We start from the raw sequence: 19,001 nt of genomic DNA, 5'->3' as shown, positions 1-19,001 counted from the left end.
AGGCGCTCAATAGAGCGCCTTTTGACTTCATTCGGTATTATTCACTTACAGTCTGTTCTGTTTGTGCTGCTGGTTGTTCAGCGAATACCTGGGTTGGCTTTGCAACTAAACTGCGGTTTTCTTGGTTTACGTCCGTAAGGACAATTTCCAATGTATCCCCAAGTTTGTATACGACCTCTTTATCGATAGAGATGGTACCGTTGTCGCCATTGCACTCAATTCTTTCTTTATTATCAAGAATTAGTGCACCAGGAATAAAGGCTGCTGCGCCATTTTCGAGAAGTCGGACACGTGCGCCTGCACGATTAATATCGAAAATCTCACCTGTGAAACAAGTTTTCTTGCTCGGCTCATCAGCAAGCGTGCGTGCATATAGCCAATCTGAGACATTTCGCTCAGCGATTTTATGATGTTTACGATGTAGAGCTAGCTCTTCGCCTACTTGGTCATCTGGTTTTTGTACGGGTTCTTTACCAAGGATGACGGCCTTCAACATACGGTGGTTGATCATATCACCGTATTTACGAATTGGTGATGTCCAAGTTGCATAGATGTCTAAACCCATTGCGTAATGAGGCAGAGGCTGATTACCCACCTCACTGTATGCTTGGAACTTACGAATGCGGTTATCTAGATAAGACGTTTCTTGAGCTGCCAACCAGCGGCGCAACGCAGCAAAGCCTTCTAGCGTAGCAATAGACTCCGCTGTGAACTCCAACTGGCCTTCTGGATTGACAAGTTGAACCACTTCTTCAATCTTCTCGTTCTTGATACCTGCATGCGTATTGAAGACACCTGTTTCAAATTTATCGCGTAATGTACGACCTGCACAGATGTTTGCGGTAATCATGGATTCTTCAACAAGACGGTTTGCACTGCGGCGCATGTCTGCGTGGATAGCGATTACATCGTTATCTTCACTGAGCTCAAAACGGTAGTCAGGACGATCAGGGAAGACCACTGCGTTTTTCTCACGCCATTCAGCGCGAGCAAGAGAGAACTCATAAAGATCACGAACGATGGTCGCGATCTCTTCAGATGGCGTCCATGCTTCAGAGCTGCCGTTTTCTAACCAATCAGACACGTGATCGTATGCTAGGCGTGCATGTGATTTGATGTTTGCTGCGAAGAATTTAATATCGTCGCCAATCACACCATCTTTACTTACCGTTACGGTACAGCAAATAGCAGGGCGGGTTTCACCTTCAATCAGAGAGCATAGGTTGTCCGCTAAATCACGAGGTAACATCGGGATGTTGCGGCCTGGAAGATAAATAGTATAGCCACGCTCACGTGCTACTTTATCCATTTCATCTTCAGGTGTGATGTAGGCGGTTGGGTCCGCAATAGCGATGGTGAGTTCGAAATCGCCAGATACGGTTTTCTTCGCGTACAGCGCATCGTCCATATCTTTAGTCGATTCACCGTCGATAGTGACGAATGGAACATGAGTCATGTCTACGCGTTCTAGCTCCGCGTCGTCTTTCAGTTCCCAGTTATCGATGCCTGCTGGCTCAGAGTTTGGTAGATCGTTTTGAGCAAGCGTTACCCACCAAGGCGCAATTTTATCATTCGCGTCAGTGATTTTTTCAGAAATTTCTACGAAGAAAGAGTTATCGCCTTTTAGAGGGTGGCGAATAAGATGTGCGACAACCCAATCACCTTCGGCGAACTCGTCAGGTTTTAGACCTTTCTTTAGTTTCGCTTTAAGAGATAGCTTTTTAAGCTGTGGGTGATCAGGTGCTACGTTGAGCTTGCCTTTGAACATTTTTACTCGACCAATAAAGCGAGTCACGGCTTGTTCCAGCAGCTCTTGTGGCTCTGCAACTTCGCGTTCATTTTCGGTGCGGATAATGGCGACGACTTTGTCACCGTGCATGCACTTTTTCATGTACGCAGGCGGGATGAAGAAGCTCGTCTTACTGTCCACTTCCAAAAAGCCAAAGCCTTTATCTGTGGCTTTTATTGAGCCTTCTTTTTTGGGCAGGTTTTCTTGGATTTTCTGCTTAAGCTGAGCGAGTAGTGGGTTATCTTGAAACATCTTTTCTTAAATTACCTATGGAGTTGGGCACACTATAATCATTGCGAGCTATTATTACTACCTGTGGAGCGTAATTTCGCCGTGAATTTTGCCAATTTAACCACGAGAAATTGGCTTAAATATTGATGAAATTCTCATCTGTGAGTTACGCGAATCTACGGGGAATGGTAGGGCTGGTGGAAAAATATGCTAAAAATACCATTGTTGAGAATAAATTGTGATGTAATTCAATTTTTTCTGGATTTTTTTATGCTTTTAAGGAATAATCCGCCTCCCTTAGTCGTCCCTAATGGCTTATCGCGGTTGTGTACTGTGCTGTGTTCCCGTCTGAATGGAATCAGTATCTGGATGGATCAGTATCGAATTGGAAGAGCATATGGGACTGTTTTTTTGTTTAATTAAGTAGGATCCCAATGCAAGATTCTGTTATTCAATTCAGTGATTTATCTCTGAATGATTCTATCCTTTCTGCTCTAGACGGAATGGGTTTCGTGTCACCAACTCCAATTCAGGCTGCGGCAATCCCACACCTATTGGAAGGTGCTGACGCGCTGGGTAAAGCTCAAACAGGTACAGGTAAAACAGCAGCGTTCTCTCTGCCTCTTCTCAACAAACTCGATCTAAACCAACGCAAACCGCAAGCGATTGTACTTGCTCCGACTCGTGAGCTGGCAATTCAGGTTGCAGCGGAAATGAAAAACCTTGGTAAAAATATCAAAGGTTTGAAAGTTCTAGAGATTTACGGTGGCGCATCTATTGTCGACCAAATGCGTGCTCTTAAAAGTGGCGCTCATGTAGTTGTCGGTACTCCAGGCCGTGTTCAAGATCTTATCAATCGCGAACGTCTACACCTAGACGAAGTTAGTACTTTCGTTCTTGATGAAGCAGACGAAATGCTAAACATGGGTTTCGTAGATGACGTAACTGCGATCATGGAGCACGCTCCAGAGTCAGCACAACGCGTTCTGTTTTCTGCAACTATGCCTCCAATGCTGAAGAAGATCGTTGAACGCTTCCTTCGTGACCCTGTAACGGTTGACGTTGCTGGTAAAAACCACACTGTAGACAAAGTTCAACAACAGTTCTGGGTAGTGAAAGGTGTAGAGAAAGATGAAGCAATGTCTCGTCTTCTTGAAACTGAAGAAACTGACGCGTCAATCGTATTCGTACGTACTCGTCAAGATACTGAGCGTCTGGCTGACTGGCTATCTGCACGTGGCTTCAAAGCAGCTGCACTGCACGGTGACATTCCTCAGTCTCTACGTGAACGTACTGTTGATCACATCAAACAAGGTGTTATTGACATCCTAGTTGCAACTGATGTTGTAGCTCGTGGTCTTGACGTTCCACGTATTACGCACGTATTCAACTACGACATCCCATTTGATGTTGAGTCATACATCCACCGTATCGGTCGTACTGGCCGTGCTGGACGTAAGGGTAAAGCGATCCTTCTAGTTCGCACTAACCAAATTCGTATGCTTCGCACTATCGAGCGTGTAACTAAGTCATCTATGGAAGAAATCCAACTTCCTCTACGTGACCAAGTTGCTGAAGCTCGTCTAGCTAAGCTAGGCGCTGAGCTTGAAGCAGAGAAAGAGCACAAAGCACTAGACAAATTTGCTGAGTTGGTAGAGAAACTACAAACTTCTCTAGACATCGACCCAGCAACACTTGCTGCTATGCTTCTTAAGCGTCAACAAGGCAAACGTCCTCTGTTCTACATTGGCGAAGACCCAATGGTTGAAGCAATTGAGCGTGACAAGCAACGTCGTAAAGAGCGTCGTGAAGGTGGTCGCGATGGCGGTCGTAACTTCAACAACCAAGACTGGGATACTTACCAGCTTCAAGTTGGTCGTGAGCAAGGCGTTCAAGTTAAAGACATCGTTGGCGCTCTAGCAAACGAACTAGGTCTAGGTAAAGGTTCTATCGGTGCGATCAAGCTAGCTCAAGGTCACACATTCGTACAGCTACCTAAAGCAATGACTTCAGACGCGGCGAACAAGCTAAGCAAACTACGCATCCGTCAACAAGATGTTGGTGCTGTAGTATGTGATTTCGATGATTTCCGCGAGTCTCGTGGTGGTCGCCGTGACGGTGGTCGTCGCGATGGTGGTCGTCGTGATGGAGGTGGTTACCGTGGCAACCGCGAAGGCGGCAACCGTGGTGGTGATCGTCGTGAAGGCGGCCGTCGCGAAGGTGGCTTCCGTGGTAACCGTGACGGCAACCGCGATGGCAATCGTGAAGGTGGCGAACGTCGTTTCGATCGCAACCGTGGTGGTGATCACCGTGGTGCACATCGTGGTGAACGTGGTCACGGTCGTGGCCGTCGTACAGACGCATAATCACTAGTGATTAAAGCGACGGTTTAAGTCGCTACAAAAAGAATTGAAAGCCGAGCAAAGCGCTCGGCTTTTTTATGCGCGTCTAATACGGTTTTGCTTTTCATCGTGTTTGTTTACCCAACTTATTACTTCGTCTAAGGGCAGGGCAGGACAGAACAAGTAACCCTGAATGATGTCACAGCCTCGACTTCTCAAAAAATGCAGTGTGTCCATGTCTTGAACGCCTTCTGCTACGACCGAATACCCTAATCCATGTGCTAGCGCAATCGTGTTCTCAACGATAGAGCGGGAGCCTTCTGTGCGGCTTGCTGTGGAAAGAAATGAGCGGTCGATTTTAATTTGATCAACCGGAAGATCTCTTAACAGTGACAAAGATGAATACCCAGTGCCAAAATCATCCAAGCTGATCTTTATACCTAATCCTTTAATTTGATGAATTAAGGGGTTGAGCTCAACGACCCTATCGATCGCCATCGTTTCAGTGATCTCTAAACTTATTAGGTCAGCGAATTGCGGGTTTACTTTGAGCAAAGTTTCTAAGCGATTAAAGAGCAAGTTAGATGAGAGATCTTTCGCTGATAAGTTTACGTGGACAGGAAGCTTAATGCCTTTCTCTATAAATGTTTGCAGATCCCTTTCTACTTGGTTAAGAACCCACATGGTAATGTTGTGTACCTGATTGCTACGCTCTGCGATAGGAATGAAGTCGTTGGGTGAGATCGTTTTACCATTTTCGTCATGCCAACGAATCACTGCTTCAAAACCGACAGCTAAGTTAGTGTGTGCATCAATCAACGGTTGGTAATACAACTGAAACTCTTCTTTTTCAAGTGCACATTGAATACGAGAAGATATCTCAAGTTGGTACTTAGCCCCGACGTTCATATCCTCATTATAAAACGCAAAAAGATTGCCATTACGCTTGGCGTGATACATAGCGATATCTGCGTGCTTGATCAAAAGATCATTGGTTAGGGCGTCATATGGGTAGGTGCTTATACCGAAAACAACGCGGCAGGAAACTTGAAACTCATCTAAATGAAAGCGTTCAGACATTGCAGAATCTAGTTCTTCTATGAGTTTTTTACCCGTTTCCTCGCATGCAGAAGATGTCAGGATGACAAATTCATCACCACCAACGCGGAATATCTGGTCATTGCCTTTCAGTTTCCCCTGAAGGCGTTGACCAATTTGAATAAGTAACTGGTCTCCACAAAAGTGACCCATTGCATCGTTGACTTGTTTAAAATTAACCACGTCAAAAAGGATCACCGAGAATGGGTCTCTAGATTGTATTCTGCCTTCGATAGACTCAAAGCAGTATTTACGATTAGGGAGCCCAGTAAGAGCGTCATGGACAGCATTGCGCTTCTCTCTTTCAGCAACGGTATGAAGCTCTAATATCGAATCGTTGCTCCACTTAATCACCAGCACGACAAAGATACTGCCGCCAAAAAGTATAAGAGAAACCCCCGTTTCTAAGAGAGAAGCAATAGGTTTTTGCATGATGGCGTGCAAAAAAACGGCATAAGCAAAAATGAAACAGCTGATTAACAATAATAGGAAAGTCCACCCGGTTACGTCAGTTTTCGAGCAAATGTTTTTTGTCATCTGCCATCCCCAGCAGAGCAAAATCAAACCTAAGATCACTAATAGAAATGCAATAGTGGGCACATTATTACCCCGATTTATTGATTGGTTTGTTATTTTTGTTCACCCAATAAACAACGTAGCTTATATATCTGACTTTGTACAAATTGACCTATTCATAAATTATGTTTAACAAGTGATATTTTTTAGTCTTCAAATAAAATCAAAACTTGCTACAGATCAACAAAATTTGTTCAATCAAATCGCTTTTACTAAAAGATTGTTGAAAGATTAAAAAATTATTGAATAATAGAGGGGCAAACAAGAAGTACGCAGCGCACAAGCGCTATTACAACCTCTGCTCTACAACAGGATAACTATTTCATGTCTAATTCGTTTGTACTGGTGATCAACTCTGGTAGCTCTTCATTAAAATTTGCTGTTATTGATTCTGAAACCGGTGAAGCTTTGGTATCAGGTATTGGTGAGTGTTTTGGTCTACCTGAAGCTGAAATCAGTTGGAAATATCAGGGAGAAAAAACCGTTGAAGCAATTCCAGCTGGCGGTAACCATCATCAGTACGCTGTTGAGCGAGTGGTAAAACTACTCGAAACTCTAGGTTTGAGCTCAAAATTTGTCGCTGTAGGCCATCGCATTGTCGCAGGCGGTGAAACCTTTAAAGGAACTGTGAAAGTTGATGAAACAGTTATTCAAGAAGTAGAGCGCCTTGCTGAACTTGCACCACTTCATAACAAAGCGAACGCTGAAGGCATGAGAGCGGCAATGGCGGCGTTCCCTTCACTGCCTCAATTTGCTGTATTTGACACTGCTTTCCACCAAACAATGCCAGCCAAAGCCTTTATGTACGCACTTCCTTACGAGCTTTACGAAGAGCATAAAGTGCGTCGTTACGGTGCTCACGGCACAAGCCACTACTACGTAAGCCGTGAAGCAGCGAAAATGCTAGATAAGCCGGTTGAAGAAAGCAGCTTTATCACTGTGCACTTAGGTAACGGTGCATCAGTGAGTGCGGTTAAAAATGGCGAATGTGTTGATACAAGTATGGGTTTGACGCCGTTAGCTGGCCTAATGATGGGCACTCGCTGTGGTGACCTAGACCCAAGTGTTATCGAGTTCCTTTTCCGTAAAGGCTGGGAAAAAGACGAAGTGTTCGAGATGATGAACAAGAAGTCAGGTTTCTTAGGTGTATCTGGTGTGACAAGTGATGCTCGTGGTGTACTAGAAGCAATGGAAGCGGGGAATTCACGTGCGAAGTTGGCATTTGAGATCTTCACTTACCGCGTTGCGAAATACATTACTTCCTACCTAGCGGCTCTGGATTCATTAGACGGCATCATCTTCACTGGTGGTATTGGTGAAAACTCACTACCAATTCGTCGTGAAATCTTGAAAAACCTAAAACTGTTAGGTTTTGTTGAAGATGAGAAAGGTAACGAAGATGCAAGATTTGGTAACGCAGGTGTTATTGCAACATCTGAGTTGTTAGGTGCCAAAGCTCTTGTTATTCCTACTAACGAGGAATTTGTGATAGCTAAACAATCGGTTGAGCTATTGTAATATATAACGAAAACAGAAAGTTAAAAGCGAGCCTCGTGCTCGCTTTTTTATTTAAAGCAATTTGGTAATTACTCTTTGAGTTTCAGAGCTTCGCGCTTTTCGATTAAAAAATCCATCAAGACGCGGATTTTTTTCGGCATATGCTCTCGTGAAGGTATATATAAATAAAACCCAGGAAACTCTTTGCACCAAGGTGTCAGAACTCGGGTCAATCTTCCCTCATTTATGTGCTTTTCCACCCATAAATCAATATGCTTCACTAAACCCACACCCTGTATTGCAGCTTGTAACATACTATAGTCATCATTAAAAATAGCATTGCCTTTAGGCTCGAAAACTAGGGTGCGCTTTGCAACATCTGGAGAGGTTAGGGACCAATGATCAATTGTTCCGCTAGAGGTAAAACGATAAGCAAGGCAATTGTGACCTTCTAAATCCTCAGGAGTTTGAGGTAGTCCATTTTGCCTAAAGTATTCAGGAGAGCCCACTATTGCCGTTGTTAACGGCGGAGTAATAGGGACCGCAACCATATGTTCATCTAAGCTTAATCCTAAGCGAATGCCAGCGTCAACGCCTTCTGCGACGATGTTAGAAAAGCCATCATCCATGATTAGCTCTAGGCGTATTTTAGGATAACGAGAGAGGAACTCACCTAGATAGGGCTCAATAAGCAGCCGAGCAGCGGTTCTTGATACACTGATACGGATTAATCCCGAAGGCTCAAGATGAGAGTCGTTCAATTCGTTAACGACCTGCTCAATGTTCACCAATGAAGGTTGCAAAATATCAAGCAGACGTTGGCCTTCTTCCGTCAGCGACATACTTCTGGTGGTTCGATTAATTAACCGAACTTGTAGCTGTTGTTCTAACGCTTTTAGGTGTTGTGATAAGGCAGCACGGGTTACCCCCATTTCTAAGGCTGCTTTAGTGAAACTGCGATGGCGAGCAATATGTGCAAACCACGTCAGTGATGAAATTAAAGAAGGTTCTATTCTCATTTGTTAAGTATAACTAAACAGTCATGTAGATAAAACGATATTTATCCGAAACAGTGTGTTGACTAATATTACATCGAAGCTTAGGTCAGCCTGAGATGAACAGTTAACCTCTAATGGAGAATGTCGCTATGTCTAAAGTCACTTTCAAAAATATCAATGGTCAAGGTATTGAGATTTCAGCGGTTATCAACTTCCCTACAGATTTTGATGCAAGTAAACAATATGCGGCGGTTGTTGTTTCACACCCAGGTGGTGGCGTAAAAGAGCAAACCGCAGGCCTATATGCGAGTAAACTTGCAAAAAGCGGCATAATTGCCATTGCGTTTGACCGTTCGTATCAAGGTGAAAGTACAGGTGAGCCTCGCCAAATGGAAAACCCTTACACGAGTACTGAAGACGTGAGCGCAGTCGTCGACTATCTGACAACGTTAGAGTACGTCGATAACGATAAAATTGGCGCAATGGGGATTTGTGCTGGTGCGGGCTATAGTGCAAATGCAGCGATCAATGATCGTCGAATCAAAGCACTGGGTATGGTTAGTGCCGTAAACATTGGCCAAATGTTCCGTAATGGTTGGGATAATTCGGTTAACGATGCTGACGCTGTTGGTTACTTAGAATTTGGTTCGAATGCTCGCACAACCGACACGAATGGTACAGAATTCGCGACTATTCCTCTAGCTCCGATGCGTGAAGAAGATGCCTCAAATGCAGAGCTACGCGAAGCTTGGGAGTATTACCACACACCACGTTGTGAACATCCAAATGCGCCGGGTTTTGCTCTAACTCGTAACTTAAACCAGATCATTACTTACGATGCGTACCACAAAGCGGAAGCATTCCTAACTCAGCCAATTCTTGCTGTCGTTGGTAGTTACGCAGGCAGCAAATGGATGAGTGATGACCTGATAGAACGTGCAGCGAGTTCAGATAAAACCTTGTATGCCATTGATGGTGCAAACCATATGTCGCTTTATGATGTTGCCGAATACGTCGATGACGCAGTATCCCAACTCGCATCTTTCTTCCAACGCACTCTTTAATATTCCCGATGAAAGGCTCAATTGCTTCGAGCCTTTCTGCTCTCAAGGCTTTTTACTCTTAAGGTATTGATTATGAATATGCAAAAAATCACTTTTAGAAATGCTGATATGTCTTGGGATATGTCTGCATTAATTTTATTCCCAGAAGGCTTCAATGAATCGAAACGCTACCCAACAATGATAAGTGTTCATCCTTTTGGTAGTTGTAAAGAACAAACATCCAGCGCTGTCTATGGTAAAGCCCTTGCTGAGTTAGGTTACGTCGTGATCGCATTTGACGCGAGCTTCCAAGGAGAATCGGGGGGATTGCCTCGCTACGTAGAAGACCCAAGTCAACGTGTTGAAGATATCAGTCGCGTTATCGACTATGCAGTAACTTTACCATATGTCGATGAGAATAGAATTGGTGGACTCGGTATCTGCGGCGGTGGTGGTTACATGATCAATTCAGCCCTAACCGAAAAGCGCTTGAAAGCTGTCGTAGGTATTACGCCTGTTAACTTAGGCCGCTTGTTCCGTGAAGGCTTTAGTATGTACGACCCTATCGCCAATCTTGAAGCTATGGCTGCACAGAGAACAGCCGAAGCTCGCGGCTCAGAGCTGAAAATCGATGAACTTCTTCCTCCAAATATTGAATTTGCAAAAGAAAATGGATTAACAGAACGAGACGTGTTCGAAGCTACTGAATACTACAAAACATCACGTGGACAAACCGAAGGTGGTGCAACTCGTATGCTGTTTTCACATGCACAGAAAACACTGAGCTGGGATGCCTTTGCATTTGCCGAAACGTTATTGACTCAGCCTGTTATGGCCGTGGTAGGGCAAAAAGTCGGGGCATTTGGTGCTTATCGTGATGGGCAGGAAATTTATGGCCGCTCTGTTCAATCAAAAGACCGACAGCTGGTTAATTTGGAAAATTGGTCTCACTATGAACTGTATGACCATCCAGAAGCAGTCGGCATTGCAATGGACAAGGTTTCTGCATTCCTTGAAACACACTTAAAATAATCTAATAAGTTAGAAGCGTTTTGTAGAGTTGCAAAGCGCTTATTTTTAACAGCGTAAGATGTAGTTCGAAGCGAGTAGGTCGGTAAATCTTCGTGCGAATAACCTCATCTACAGGCTATTGACTAAATACCACTGCCAAATACTGTTTAAGACAATGTACACTGAAACCTAATTAAAGGCGTTAGATAGGAATGAAGTTTAATTTATGCGCAAATCAGATAAGAAGGTCGAGAATCTAATTAGAGAAGTGTTGACCGAAGTTTGTGAAGATACGCTAAAAGGCTACGATGGCTTTCTTTGGGTGACTCATACCGTCAAATTCTCTTCTTTTCCACAAAGCTTAGAAATAGTCTGCGTCTTCGAAACGAAGCAAGATCGAGCTAACTTTTTTGAAGGAGAGGGCCGCCAGCATGTTTCCACAACTATTCAAAAGGCCTTTAATAAGGTAGGAGTGCAACTAAAGAACGTCAGTAAGCAAATCAGTTACGATACAAAACAAAAGTGTTAGTGCGGGCAGCAATTGAAGTGAGTTAGGGTTGTTTTAGGCATCCAAAGCTTCATTTTATGAGTTTTGATATAAAGCCTGAAGACTAAGCTTGGGCTTTCTCTGCCAAACTTATCTTTGCCCCATTATTTGCTAAAAAAATTTTCGATCGATAAATCCCGTCAGAATTTGCCCTATATTTCCTAATGTCGAACCAGAGCCGGGGTGTGCACATTCTGGACAAAAGCGAGAAAAACATGAACTCTTAAGAGTTTTGTCCAGAATGTATAGTCATTCAAAAGAGAACATTGATTAAAAAGGCTCTAATGACAAAGCAATCGTCAATAGCACTGGCAAAGTTACGATGCTTAAAAAGTTACCAAACAGAACCATTGAAGCGACCTTGGCAGGCTCAAGGCCAAACCTCTCAGCAAGCAGGTAATTCATGACTGCTGGAGGCAACATCGAAAAGAGTAACATCATCTGCAAATGCATGGTCGGCAGTGGAATAAGCATATAAATAATCCCAAAAGTAACCGCCCCTGTTGCCAACGACTGCAGAGTGCAAAGCAGACCGACTTTAAGACCGCTCAGGCGCATATTACACATCTGAGTCCCGAGGGATAAAAGCATAATTGGGACGGCTGTCTGCCCCAGAAGTGCTGTTGCATTATAAAGAGGCTCCCAGATACCAATGTCAGTCAAGTTTAGTATCAGAGCCACAATAGCCGCGATAAACATAGGCATACGTACCACTTGCTTAAGAGGATTCCCTTTGCTGACTAATGTCAGACCAAGACTGACATGCGTACAAACCGAAACGACGAGCAACAGTACTGCTGGTGCTATAGCAGCCTCGCCAAACGTGTAAGTAAAGAGAGGTATTGCTAAGTTACCACTATTGCGAAACATATGTGGCGGAGCCCAGACTTTATAAGGCAGTTTAAGCAACCAACATATTGGAACCATTAACAAGCCAGGGATAAATATCGCAATAAGCGAGGCACTAAGCAGCGGCACTTGGGTCATATCAAGTGGCATCGTTCCTACTGAAGAAAACACCAGAGCAGGCAAGAACATATCCATGTTAATACGGTTAATGGGCCGAAAATCCATTTGAATCCAACGACCAATGCCGTACCCCACAGCCACGAGGGAAAATAGCGGAAACAGTATTCCAATGACTAATTCAAACATCTTACTACCTGTTTTCCAGTGCCGTCTGTAAACGCTCTAAAGCGATGGCAAGACTAGTGTGATTGGTACCATAACAGACACGCAGGTGACCACAGCCCGCCTCACCAAATGCTTCTCCGGGTGCGACGCCTACTTTAGACTTCTCAATCATATCCAGAATAAATGGTTGGCTATTGTTGGCTAACCCATCAACCTTCAGGAAGGCATAAAAGGTTGCCGGCATTTCATACAAGGTGACGCCAGAGATATTACCTAATGCTTCACGCACCATATCTCTCGAATGACGAAAACGCTTCAGTGTCTGTTGTAAAAAGACTTCGCCCTGCTCAATTGCAGCAACGCCTGCGGCCTGAACAAAGGCAGGAGCACAGGAAACATTAAACTCAATCAGCTTGGTAATCGTTGGCCGGAGAGGCTTAGGCAGAGTAAGCCAGCCCAAACGCCATCCCGTCATACACCAGGTTTTGGAGAAACTATTACAAACAATAATACGATCATGGTCATCGATGAACTGACAAAAGGAAGGGGCAGATGTTCCCTCATAAACATGGCGGTTATACACTTCATCCGAGATTACCCATCCCCCGGTCTGTCGAGAAAACTCGGTTATCGCTTTAAGCTGTTGTTCGCTCGCCATCCATCCAGTCGGATTGGCTGGTGAATTGATAACTAATGCCCGGGCATCTTTCGTCACCGCAAAAAGCGCCTCCATATCCAGTTCGAATCGTCCTTCGACCTGAGTAAGAGGGAACTCTACGACTTCCGCACCAAGTAGACTTGGAATAGCGGTCAGTATCGGATAAGCAGGACTGATAACAACCACCTTATCCCCTGGCTTTAATACGGCCTGAGCGGCAAGCATCACCGCATTGGTACCAGACAAGGTCACTACGATATTCTCATCGGTAAACGGACGCTCAAACAGACGTGACTGGTAGTCAGCCAGCGCCTGGCGCAACTGCGGTATACCATTGTTTGGTGTATACAATGTCTGCCCCTGCTCCAGGCTTTCGAAAGCCGCCTGCTTAATAAAATCAGGTGTAACAATATCTGACTCTCCAAACCACAGGGGAATGACATCTTTTTGCGACATACCAAAGTTGGCAATAGCGCGGATAGAAGACTCTTTCAATTGTGACGCAACCGGACTGATGTCGCTAAGTATGGAAGACTGCATTGTTGTACCTCGGCTAAAAACTCGACTAATAAGCTCTAATCTTATCGGTCATAGCAGGAATTGCCTTGCTTTTCAGGTGTGACATAAGCCCATTTTTGCATTAGTCTTCCAATTATTACCTCATTAATGGCGGAATCTTTCCATGAAGAAGCTTGATAAAGTCGATGTTGCCGTATTGCAGCGTTTGCAGCAGGATGGACGCTTAACAAATGCAAAGCTTGCCCAAGAGCTGGCAATCAGTGAAACCCCCTGTTGGAGGAGGCTAAAGCGCTTGGAAGAAGAGCAATATATAGAGGGGTATCAGGCTAACCTGAATCGCCGCAAGCTAGGGTTTGGCGTTCTGGCATTTGTTCAGCTTACCTGTACAAAGCATGATACTGAAACAACTAGGATTTTCGAGTCTATTATCCAAAGCTCTGAGAACGTGCTTTCTTGCCACAATACAACCGGCGATTCGGATTTTATGCTCCAGGTTGTCGCTAAAGATCTTGATGATTACAGCGATTTTGTTGAAAGAGAGCTAAGGCAGCTACCCGGCGTGTCTGTGATTAACTCAAATATTTCTCTACGAGAGCTGAAGTCATCCACAAGGCTACCGGTTTCTCTTTGACACAACCAACCTATGTCACAATTTCTTTACATTTGAATTAGTCTTTCATAATTACGTTGTTTTATGAAAGACTATTTACTTTTTGATTGATATCCAGGCAACCTTTGCAAGGTAATTTCTTCGCACAAAGATAGACTGTTAACAACTGATACCACTAAACAGCACTGCGGAGAAGCCTATGAAAGCCGTCGTTATAGAAAAATTTTCATCTATTCCAGAAATCAAAAATGTACCGGATCCAACACCCGCTTCCCATGGTGTGGTAATTAAAGTTGAAGCGACAGGCGTATGTCGCAGTGACTGGCACTGCTGGCAAGGTCATGATGAGGACGTTGTACTCCCGCACGTACCCGGTCATGAATTTGCCGGTGTTATCGAAGAAGTTGGTTCAGAGGTGAATAGGTTCAAGGTTGGCCAGCGAGTGACAGTGCCGTTTGTAAACGCATGTGGCTCCTGTCCTGAGTGTAATACCGGTAATCATCAGGTGTGTGGTAACCAGACCCAGCCCGGCTTTACGCATTGGGGATCATTTGCTGAATACACCACTGTTGATCACGCTGACGTAAATTTGGTCACCCTACCAGAGCATCTGGACTTTGTTACAGCAGCCAGCCTTGGCTGCCGGTTTGTAACTTCATTCAGAGCGGTAGTCGATCAAGGCAAAGTTTCTGCCGGACAATGGGTAGCAGTACATGGCTGTGGTGGTGTCGGCCTGTCAGCGATTATGATTGCGACTGCAATTGGTGCCAATGTAATCGCCATCGATATTGATGATACCAAGCTGGAAATGGCACGCTCGCTTGGGGCTGTAGCCACGGTAAATGGCAATAAAGTCGCTGATGTTGCAGAAGCTGTAATTGAGATCAGTAAAGGAGGTGCACATGTTTCTCTTGATGCTCTGGGGCACCCTATCACCTGTGTAAACTCAGTGAAGAGCTTGCGCAAATTAGGCAAGCATATACAAGTCGGGTTATTACTTGCTGAACAGGCCAACCCTGCTATGCCTATGGCTAAAGTTATCGCTGACGAACTGGAAATTATAGGTAGCCACGGCATGCAAGCACATCGTTACGATGCCATGTTAGCCATGATGATGTCCGGAAAATTAACACCAGAGAAATTGCTGGGCCGTACTATCAGCCTAGAACAATCGATTGAGGCTCTAACCACTATGGATTCGGCAACCACACCTGGCGTTACGGTTGTTACAGGTTTCTAAGGAGGGCGAAATGACACAAGATAAACAATCTCCGATTATCGGGTTTATTGGGGGTGGTAATATGGCCGCCGCCATGATTAGTGGGCTGATTTCGAAAGGTTTTCTGGCGCAGGATATACAGGTGTCAGAACCATCCGCAGAAAGAGTGGCATGGTTATCAGACAAATATGGTGTATCTACGGTAAGTAAAACGCAGGATGTCGTTGATAAGTCCGATGTTGTTGTGCTGGCGGTCAAGCCTCAGGTTATAGAAGCTGTTGCAAAACAAATTGATATCAGAGCAGATAGAAGTCAGGTTTTTGTTTCCATCGCTGCAGGCACATCTATCAAAACACTCGAGAATATATTGGGCCATGAGTGTGCAATAGTGCGCTTGATGCCCAATATGCCAGCGCTGGTCGGCGCTGGGATGTCTGGTTTATATGCAAATGCCAACACCGATGAGCAACAAAAGAAGCTTGCAACCACGGTCGCTGAATCTTTTGGTGAGTGTTTAGAAGTACAGAATGAAAATGACATTAACCTAGTCACAGCGCTTTTTGGTAGCGGTCCGGCGTATTTCCTGCTTATGATGCAATGCATGATCTCAGCTGGTGAAGAGCTGGGGATAAGATCTGATGATGTAAAGCGCCTGGTTGGTCATACGGCCCTGGGGGCTGCAAAATTAGCATTACCACCTGATGATGAACCAGATACACTTTGCCAACGTATTGCGTCACCCGGGGGAACCACTGAAGCGGCGCTTACTACTCTGCATGAGAGAGAAGTTGAAAGTGCTGTAAAACAAGCGGTTAAAGCGGCATACCAGCGTGCTTTGGAATTAAGTGTTTAAGTAGGCAGAGGCAATATATGAGCTACTTAAATGCATAGTTATGCGAACTACTAATATGCTCCAGCTTTTAAAAATGCTCACTGATGTCCAATTCCTGTTACGGCGACCACCGTTATAAATGGTGGTCATTGTCGTTTTGGGATACTAAAACTTATCGATAGAGTAGAAATCGTCCTATCGTCCTAAATTGAAAATGTCCAAAAGCTTGTTGGTCTGTGTGCTGTTATTGGTCGCTCCGTGCGCTATTAATAGAAATGCAAGCGAATAATGAGTGGGTAATCGCTCAAAAGTCGGGTGGAAAAGCGGTAAAACGGCAAAAATTATTGGAACTAAGTCAAAGCCCTTTTTTGATGGAAAGACTTATTGATCTGAACACACCAATTTTCCATATAAGTACATCCACAAATACAAACCTCAAACTGGCGATAAAGAGCTTTAATATTGATAAATATATAAACAGCTTGGGCGCTGAAGAAATTTCAGTATACTGCGCTTAGGTTATACTGGAGAAAAAATCGCCGTATTCCCAACGGGGTCCTTTGATGAGAAATAGAAATCGCGTTTGAATATGCAACCAAACGATTTTGCCGCTTGCAGTTTATTCGGTATACAAATAATAAACCTTTGACTAGTCCGAAGGTCGGTCAAATGAGAGAAAGTCATGTTTTTTAATAAGTCGCTTCAACAAGAAAATCAACGATTAAAGCAGGAGTTGCAAATCCTGCAGCAAATCCAAACCAGTTTAGATGAAGAGATGATCCGCTTAACATTGGATAGTAAAGGCCTCATTACTTCTGCAAATACCAAACTACAGCAAGAACTTTTCTTACATGATGATGAGATCTTAACGAAATCAATTACTGAATTGGTACCGTCAAATTCGCGCAATACAGACCACTTTCATCGAATGAAGAAAGCCGTCCAAGATAAAGTGTTCTGGAATGGGGCATTGCAAGTACAGAAAGGTAATGGTGAGGAAGCCTGGTTAAGAACGATTATCCAGCCTGTTTTAAATGAGCGCAGAGAAGTAGAAAGCTTTTTTGTTTTTGCTTCTGAACTTACGCGAACGATCAAATCATCTCGTGAGCAAGAGGACATGCTAAATGCATTAAGTCGTTCTATGGCGGTGATTGAGTTCACATTAGATGGCCATGTTTTAAAAGCCAACGATAATTTCCTAAACACAATGGGTTATACGCTTGATCAGATTCTAGGGAAGCATCATCGCATGTTTTGTGATCAGGAAGAGTCGAGCTCTCAAGCTTACCGTGAGTTTTGGCAACGTTTAGCAAAAGGGCAATTTTCATCAGAGCGATTCAAACGAGTTAACCGTTATGGTGAAGAGGTGTGGTTAGAGGCTTCATATAACCCAATCCATAACGACAGAGGAGAGCTCTATAAGGTCGTTAAGTTCGCGACAGATATTACCCAGCAGGTGATGCAGGAACAGAAAATGGCCCAGGCTGCGCAATTGGCGAACGAAATCTCCCAAGAAACTGGAACACAAACCCAGCAAGGGCAAGAGGTTATAGGCTCAACGTTAGAAAAGATGCAGATACTTTCCGAGCAAATGCAGCAAGCGAACACCGCGATTGACGAGCTTAAAGCGCACTCATCGCGTATTAGCGAGTTGGTAAATAGCATCAGTGGTATCGCTGACCAAACTAACTTATTGGCGTTAAATGCGGCGATAGAAGCGGCTCGTGCGGGTGAGCATGGTAGAGGTTTTGCCGTTGTTGCTGATGAAGTCAGACAGCTTGCTACAAGAACCAATGCAACCACCGATGAAATTGTCACAATGGTCAGTGAAAACCTACAGCGAACAGATAACGCAGTTAAGCTGATCGCTAAATGCCAAAAAGAAGCACTAGATACGCTAGAGCTCTCTGAAAAAGCAGGCAATGTGATGAATGAAATACAAGATGGCGCTAGCCGTGTTGTAGAGGCCGTGGAGCAATTTAACCGCTCGTTGTAGTCAGTTCTTCATGCCAGCACAGGCTTTTAAGTTCCTATATAATCAAATTGTTTACTAGTGCTACTCATCGCCAATCAAGCGTGTTTTTGGTGATGAGAAAGCCAGTTCATTCCTTTCTTAATATTTCGTATTTCTATCTTTACGTGTCGCTATTTTACAACACTGTTAATAAAAAGTAGCGTAATTTAATCTCCTGTTAACTTGGTTGCGAATCACAGTTGGGGGAGACCTACTTGGACTTACTAAATTTCACCATAGATAACTTAGCGCTGCTAGGTACGCTTACCATGGAGCACATCTCTTTGGTTGCTCTGGCTGTTGGGCTTGCCATCTTAACTGGCGTACCTATCGGCATTCTTATCACACAAAATGAGCGCGCTGCGAAAGTGGTGCTTTACGTAGCGTCCATCATTATCACCATTCCTTCAATCGCATTGTTTGGTTTGATGATTCCTCTCTTATCGACCATTGGTCATGGGATTGGCTACGTGCCCGCCGTGATTACCGTACTGCTTTATTCTCAGCTGCCTATTATTCGCAACACTTATACCGCCATTCACAACGTAGAACCGTCACTCCGAGAGGCAGCTCGCGGTATCGGGATGACGCCTTTTCAACGTTTGAAAATGGTGGAAATTCCATTGGCGATTCCGGTGATTATGGCGGGTGTGAGAACGGCAGTAGTAATGAATATTGGCGTTATGGCGATCGCCGCGTATATCGGAGCCGGTGGGCTGGGCGTGTTTATCAGCCGTGGCATCTCGCAAAGTGATCCTCGACAACTGATCGTTGGTGCCATCGCCGTCAGCCTTCTGGCTATCATCGCGGATTACGGATTGATTCGACTACAAAAAAGATTAACGCCACCGGGCCTAACCGCTGCTCGATAAAGGACAAATAA

Annotated in this window: 16 protein-coding genes and 1 pseudogene; 12 read left to right on the top strand and 5 right to left on the bottom strand. The window is 44.4% G+C overall.

All coding sequences use genetic code 11. The annotated features are described in order from the left end of the window. Positions 1 to 37: 37 nt before the first annotated feature. Complete coding sequence (gene rnb, locus R7D93_RS00775; protein ID WP_054579642.1) at positions 38 to 2,041, bottom strand: exoribonuclease II; 2,004 nt, start codon at positions 2,039 to 2,041, stop codon at positions 38 to 40. A 413-nt stretch (positions 2,042 to 2,454) separates the two neighbouring features. On the opposite strand from rnb, the gene R7D93_RS00770 reads away from it, so the two are divergent. Next, positions 2,455 to 4,386, top strand: a complete 1,932-nt coding sequence (locus tag R7D93_RS00770; RefSeq protein WP_005375680.1) for a DEAD/DEAH box helicase — start codon at positions 2,455 to 2,457, stop codon at positions 4,384 to 4,386. A gap of 72 nt (positions 4,387 to 4,458) precedes the next feature. On the opposite strand, the gene R7D93_RS00765 is transcribed toward R7D93_RS00770, so the two are convergent. Further along, positions 4,459 to 5,997, bottom strand: coding sequence for a putative bifunctional diguanylate cyclase/phosphodiesterase (locus R7D93_RS00765; RefSeq protein ID WP_031781023.1), 1,539 nt, complete (start codon positions 5,995 to 5,997; stop codon positions 4,459 to 4,461). A gap of 363 nt (positions 5,998 to 6,360) precedes the next feature. Here R7D93_RS00765 and R7D93_RS00760 point away from each other — a divergent pair, with 363 nt between their 5' ends. Continuing rightward, positions 6,361 to 7,554, top strand: coding sequence for an acetate/propionate family kinase (locus R7D93_RS00760; RefSeq protein WP_005386205.1), 1,194 nt, complete (start codon positions 6,361 to 6,363; stop codon positions 7,552 to 7,554). Positions 7,555 to 7,622: 68 nt separating this feature from the next. On the opposite strand, the gene R7D93_RS00755 is transcribed toward R7D93_RS00760, so the two are convergent. Continuing rightward, positions 7,623 to 8,552 carry a LysR family transcriptional regulator gene (locus R7D93_RS00755; protein ID WP_137282529.1) on the bottom strand — a complete coding sequence of 310 codons (930 nt, stop codon included), beginning with the start codon at positions 8,550 to 8,552 and terminating at the stop codon, positions 7,623 to 7,625. A gap of 128 nt (positions 8,553 to 8,680) precedes the next feature. Between R7D93_RS00755 and R7D93_RS00750 the strand changes: the two genes are divergently transcribed. The 3 genes from R7D93_RS00750 (at position 8,681) to R7D93_RS00740 (ending at position 11,114) form a co-directional block, all read left to right on the top strand. Further along, positions 8,681 to 9,595, top strand: coding sequence for an alpha/beta hydrolase (locus R7D93_RS00750; protein WP_225496224.1), 915 nt, complete (start codon positions 8,681 to 8,683; stop codon positions 9,593 to 9,595). A gap of 72 nt (positions 9,596 to 9,667) precedes the next feature. Beyond that, positions 9,668 to 10,606, top strand: coding sequence for an alpha/beta hydrolase (locus R7D93_RS00745; protein WP_017635745.1), 939 nt, complete (start codon positions 9,668 to 9,670; stop codon positions 10,604 to 10,606). 205 nt (positions 10,607 to 10,811) lie between these two features. After that, entirely contained in the window at positions 10,812 to 11,114 is a 303-nt protein-coding gene (locus tag R7D93_RS00740; protein WP_031781024.1) for a hypothetical protein, read from the top strand. Between the two features lie 288 nt (positions 11,115 to 11,402). Here R7D93_RS00740 and R7D93_RS00735 read toward each other — a convergent pair whose 3' ends face one another. Together R7D93_RS00735 and R7D93_RS00730 are read right to left on the bottom strand one after the other, a co-directional pair. Then, entirely contained in the window at positions 11,403 to 12,287 is an 885-nt protein-coding gene (locus tag R7D93_RS00735; protein ID WP_137282530.1) for an AEC family transporter, read from the bottom strand. A 4-nt stretch (positions 12,288 to 12,291) separates the two neighbouring features. Beyond that, on the bottom strand, positions 12,292 to 13,464 hold the full coding sequence (locus R7D93_RS00730) for a pyridoxal phosphate-dependent aminotransferase (RefSeq protein ID WP_137282531.1): 1,173 nt from the start codon (positions 13,462 to 13,464) through the stop codon (positions 12,292 to 12,294). A 142-nt stretch (positions 13,465 to 13,606) separates the two neighbouring features. Here R7D93_RS00730 and R7D93_RS00725 point away from each other — a divergent pair, with 142 nt between their 5' ends. From R7D93_RS00725 to R7D93_RS00700, 7 genes and pseudogenes are all read left to right on the top strand, one after another. Then, positions 13,607 to 14,074, top strand: a complete 468-nt coding sequence (locus R7D93_RS00725; RefSeq protein WP_225496222.1) for an Lrp/AsnC family transcriptional regulator — start codon at positions 13,607 to 13,609, stop codon at positions 14,072 to 14,074. 178 nt (positions 14,075 to 14,252) lie between these two features. Then, the gene (locus tag R7D93_RS00720) at positions 14,253 to 15,293 is read left to right on the top strand and encodes a zinc-dependent alcohol dehydrogenase family protein (protein WP_137282533.1); all 1,041 of its coding nucleotides are present in this window, start codon (positions 14,253 to 14,255) and stop codon (positions 15,291 to 15,293) included. 10 nt (positions 15,294 to 15,303) lie between these two features. Beyond that, positions 15,304 to 16,125 (top strand): pyrroline-5-carboxylate reductase, encoded by an 822-nt coding sequence (gene proC, locus R7D93_RS00715; protein ID WP_137282534.1) that lies wholly within the window; start codon positions 15,304 to 15,306, stop codon positions 16,123 to 16,125. 254 nt (positions 16,126 to 16,379) lie between these two features. Beyond that, complete coding sequence (locus R7D93_RS00710) at positions 16,380 to 16,622, top strand: hypothetical protein (protein ID WP_318129388.1); 243 nt, start codon at positions 16,380 to 16,382, stop codon at positions 16,620 to 16,622. Between the two features lie 164 nt (positions 16,623 to 16,786). Beyond that, positions 16,787 to 17,566, top strand: a pseudogene (locus R7D93_RS26335) (PAS domain-containing protein); the annotation flags it as partial. Then, positions 17,564 to 18,100: a methyl-accepting chemotaxis protein gene (locus R7D93_RS26330; RefSeq protein ID WP_374188916.1), complete on the top strand. Its 537-nt coding sequence runs from the start codon at positions 17,564 to 17,566 to the stop codon at positions 18,098 to 18,100. The pseudogene R7D93_RS26335 and the gene R7D93_RS26330, both read left to right, overlap by 3 nt. 287 nt (positions 18,101 to 18,387) lie before the next feature. Beyond that, on the top strand, positions 18,388 to 18,990 hold the full coding sequence (locus tag R7D93_RS00700) for an ABC transporter permease (protein ID WP_017635730.1): 603 nt from the start codon (positions 18,388 to 18,390) through the stop codon (positions 18,988 to 18,990). Positions 18,991 to 19,001 lie beyond the last annotated feature (11 nt).

The organism is Vibrio sp. YT-15 (assembly GCF_033337445.1).
Classification (GTDB): Bacteria; Pseudomonadota; Gammaproteobacteria; order Enterobacterales; family Vibrionaceae; genus Vibrio; species Vibrio alginolyticus.
This window is presented reverse-complemented; position numbering and strand designations above follow the sequence as displayed.